This window comes from Bacillus sp. AP50, from assembly GCF_040492675.1.
GTDB classification, from domain to species: Bacteria; Bacillota; Bacilli; order Bacillales; family Bacillaceae_G; genus Bacillus_A; species Bacillus_A cereus.
Genome location: NZ_JBEUTW010000379.1, coordinates 1 through 3,278, shown reverse-complemented (window position 1 = coordinate 3,278; position 3,278 = coordinate 1). Strand labels below are relative to the sequence as shown.

The window sequence follows — 3,278 nt, the reverse complement described above, 5'->3', positions numbered from 1 at the left end:
TATATAGTGTAAGACAAAGGAGGGCTGGAATATGAAGGGTGAAATAGATTACGCACATTTAATCCAATTAACTTTATCAGGAAATAAAGAAGCATATAGCAAGTTGTATGATAAAACGATTCAAGAAGTATATAAAACAGCACATTTTTTAATAGAGGATAAAACGGATGTAGATGATGTCGTTCAAGAAATATACATACAACTATATGAATCGCTTCGTAAGTATGATAGCGAGAAGCCATTTCGTCCTTGGCTAATTGGACTTGCGATTAAACAAATTCACTCTTATAGAAGAAAGAGGTGGATGCGACTACGAATTATAAAAAAAGCAGAAGAGCAAAGAAAGTCAGTGCAAATTGATTTTTCTAACGATGTTGTAAGTAAAATATCAAACCAAAAACTAATTGAACTCATTCATAAATTACCGTATAAATTGAAACAAGTTATTATCTTAAGATACTTACACGATTATTCACAAGAAGAAGTAGCACAAATATTACATATTCCAATTGGTACTGTGAAATCTAGAATTCACGCAGCATTAAAGAAACTACGTCAAAAAGAGCAAGTAGAAGAAATCTTTTTAGGAGAGGTAGGGAATGTGAAATGAGTTTAGATTGTAGAGTTAGAGAATCTATACAAGAAGAATCGAAGGGAATTGTTGCCCCGCCGGAGTTAAAAGAAAAAGTAATTGTTCAGATTAAAATGAATCGCGGAGGGAACAAAAGGAAGAAGCGTCTTATTGCAGGAGTGCTTGCGGCAGCATTTTTAATCCCGACGACTGGTTTTGCGTATCAATCTATTATGGCGGATGGTATATACGGATCTTTCGAGAATTTAAAAAAACATGCCGGAACGATGACATTAGAGGCGTATATGCGTTTTAGTGCAAAATTATCAGAGGCGAAAGATGAAATGGGTACGAAGGAATATGAAGAGTTTACAAAAGAACTAAAAAAATTAACAAATGCAAAACTTACGTACGGAGATTCGAACGGTAATATTGATTATGATCAATTATCACCAGCAAAAAGAGAAGAAATGAAAAAGGTAAGTATGGGTCTTCAGCCATACTTTGATAAATTAAATGGTCATAAGTCTAGTAAAGAAGTATTAACACAAAAAGAGTTTGACCGTTATGTGGAAGCTTTAATGACATATGAAATCGTACAAGTGAAGACAAAATCAACTGGTGGGATGAAAGTAGAAGAAGTACCTGAGGCGTACAAAGAAAGATTTATTCAAGCGGAGCAGTTTATGGAGTATGTAGATGAAAAGGTGAGATAAGTAAAAAGCTCAATGCTTTAGCTTTGAGCTTTTTTATTAAAACAAAAAAAGAGTGTTCAATTATATTTTTTCATATTTGCAGTATCTTTTTGTATAAAACAATCTAAAAGTGAATAACCAGCTATTAAACTAATTATCGTAACAAAAGTTGTATTTATTAGAATAATATTAACTAAATAAGGTAGGTATTCTGCAAGTGGTGAAAAGAGTAGTGCTGGGGAAAAGGAAATGAATAGTGTAGGCACTGTAATAGCAATAAATTTATCCGGTTGAAAGCTCCAGTTTTGTTTACTTGTTTCGCGATTAATAGATTGAAGGAATCGTAATAAAATGCCAACTATAAGAGGGAAGAGTGTAAAGTAGAATAATCTTGGATAAACGTTAAAGTTCACTTGCGTGTCTGTATCTAAATAAAATTGAATTTTTACTCCTACAAATAATAATAAGACGATAAATAATGTAAAGCAGAGGTATAGCATCACTTTTTGCATTATATTCCACCATCCTTTACTCAAAATATATTCAAAAAAAGAAGAGATATACAATAACTACTGTTGTATATCTCTTCTTTTACTGTTAGTTAATAGTGGAGTTTGCTTTTTCTTGCTTCGTGAAATAATCAATAATGCCCATTGCACTAATTTCTATATCTAGATGTAAAATATTATAAACGGAATGATCTGATGGAACGTTTAACTTTGTAAGATGAGAAGAGATTTTATCCATTAACAAAGTTTGTAAAGCTTTAGTCGCTTCATCGAAATCATTATACTTTTCAAAGACTTCCTTACCAGTCTGAACGAAAATAGGTAGCCAATGTTCCAGTTGATTGTATACTTCTGTAACATGAGAGGATGCGCCGTAATGACCGAAATAAATAGTATCTACATCCATACTTTGAATATGATTTTTAGAAGCAATCATCGCATCTGGTTGGAATTGTGAAGGGGACGTTGATGGTAGATATAACTCTACACCAACGTTTGCGAGTTCTCTATAATAAATTCCAATTGTATCACCAGTGAAAATCCCATTTGTTAATGAATCATGAATGCTAATATGGTGCTTCGCATGTCCTGGTGTATCATAAAATGTAAGGGTGCGGTCTTTTGCAATTTTTAACGTATCACCATGTTGTACAATATGAACACGTTCTTCTTCAATTGGAAGAATTGGATCGAAGAGTTTATCGAAATCTTCTTTGTAGACAGCTTTTGCACCCAAAATAAGTTTTGTTGGATTAATCATATGACGAGCACCACGAGAATGCACATATAACGTAGCATTTGGGCACTTTTCCATCATTAAACCAGCAGCCCCTGCGTGATCTAAATGAACGTGTGTAACGATAATGTTTTTAACTGCGTTTAAATCAATATGTAATTGTTGTAAGCCTTCTAAAATATACGGAAGAGAAGGGGCTGCACAAGTTTCAATTAAAGTAATATCGTCACCTAATAAAACGTACGTACCAGTTCGTTCATTATGTTGTAAATCGAAATCATCAATCAGATATAGGTGAGAAGATAATTGCTCTACTTTTTTCATATTTACCACTCCTTATATACTGCATGTTTCTATTATACGCTAAAATAGAAAAAAGGCAGAAAACGAAGCTCGTCTTCTGCCTTTTTGTAATATTATTATTTCGTTTGTTGTTTATTAATAGACATAATGAACAGTCCAACAATCCCGCCTACTAATGGAAGCATAATTTCTCCTGCTAAATTAAAGTAGGAGCTTAAGAATAAACCATTTACATCGATTACCCAGCCAGTAACATACAATAACATCATATATAGTACGAAATAAAACTCGCGATTTGAAATCGTTTCATGTTGTGCAGTTTTCATAATGGACACCATCCTTTTCTTTTATAATGGAATATAAACTGTCACATTTTGTTCACATTTCAATTGTAAAACTTTCCATCATAAAAGTCTAGTAGTATGTGTCGAATTTTGAACGGAAATAAAGCGTTATCATTATAT

General features: G+C 32.8%; 5 protein-coding genes. 2 read left to right on the top strand and 3 right to left on the bottom strand.

Annotated elements, in window-relative coordinates:
* Positions 1-31 precede the first annotated feature (31 nt).
* Together ABWK52_RS22860 and ABWK52_RS22855 are read left to right on the top strand one after the other, a co-directional pair.
* Positions 32-610, top strand: coding sequence for a sigma-70 family RNA polymerase sigma factor (locus tag ABWK52_RS22860; protein WP_000675563.1), 579 nt, complete (start codon positions 32-34; stop codon positions 608-610).
* Positions 607-1,287: a DUF3600 domain-containing protein gene (locus tag ABWK52_RS22855; protein ID WP_000050697.1), complete on the top strand. Its 681-nt coding sequence runs from the start codon at positions 607-609 to the stop codon at positions 1,285-1,287. Before ABWK52_RS22860 ends, ABWK52_RS22855 begins: the two co-directional genes overlap by 4 nt.
* Before the next feature lie 56 nt (positions 1,288-1,343).
* Here the strand turns inward: ABWK52_RS22855 and ABWK52_RS22850 are convergent, their stop codons facing one another.
* The 3 genes from ABWK52_RS22850 to ABWK52_RS22840 form a co-directional block, all read right to left on the bottom strand.
* Positions 1,344-1,778, bottom strand: a complete 435-nt coding sequence (locus tag ABWK52_RS22850; RefSeq protein WP_001174544.1) for a hypothetical protein — start codon at positions 1,776-1,778, stop codon at positions 1,344-1,346.
* Positions 1,779-1,863: 85 nt separating this feature from the next.
* Positions 1,864-2,835 carry an MBL fold metallo-hydrolase gene (locus tag ABWK52_RS22845; RefSeq protein ID WP_061655335.1) on the bottom strand — a complete coding sequence of 324 codons (972 nt, stop codon included), beginning with the start codon at positions 2,833-2,835 and terminating at the stop codon, positions 1,864-1,866.
* 95 nt (positions 2,836-2,930) lie between these two features.
* Positions 2,931-3,140, bottom strand: a complete 210-nt coding sequence (locus ABWK52_RS22840; protein WP_000844984.1) for a DUF3925 domain-containing protein — start codon at positions 3,138-3,140, stop codon at positions 2,931-2,933.
* Positions 3,141-3,278: the final 138 nt, after the last annotated feature.

What these genes read in the sequence shown, in the direction of transcription:
- ABWK52_RS22860 (WP_000675563.1), top strand. Translation starts at nt 32, where the DNA reads ATGAAGGGTGAAATAGATTACGCACATTTAATCCAATTAACTTTATCA.
- ABWK52_RS22855 (WP_000050697.1), top strand. Translation starts at nt 607, where the DNA reads ATGAGTTTAGATTGTAGAGTTAGAGAATCTATACAAGAAGAATCGAAG.
- ABWK52_RS22850 (WP_001174544.1), bottom strand. Translation starts at nt 1,778, where the DNA reads ATGCAAAAAGTGATGCTATACCTCTGCTTTACATTATTTATCGTCTTA.
- ABWK52_RS22845 (WP_061655335.1), bottom strand. Translation starts at nt 2,835, where the DNA reads ATGAAAAAAGTAGAGCAATTATCTTCTCACCTATATCTGATTGATGAT.
- ABWK52_RS22840 (WP_000844984.1), bottom strand. Translation starts at nt 3,140, where the DNA reads ATGAAAACTGCACAACATGAAACGATTTCAAATCGCGAGTTTTATTTC.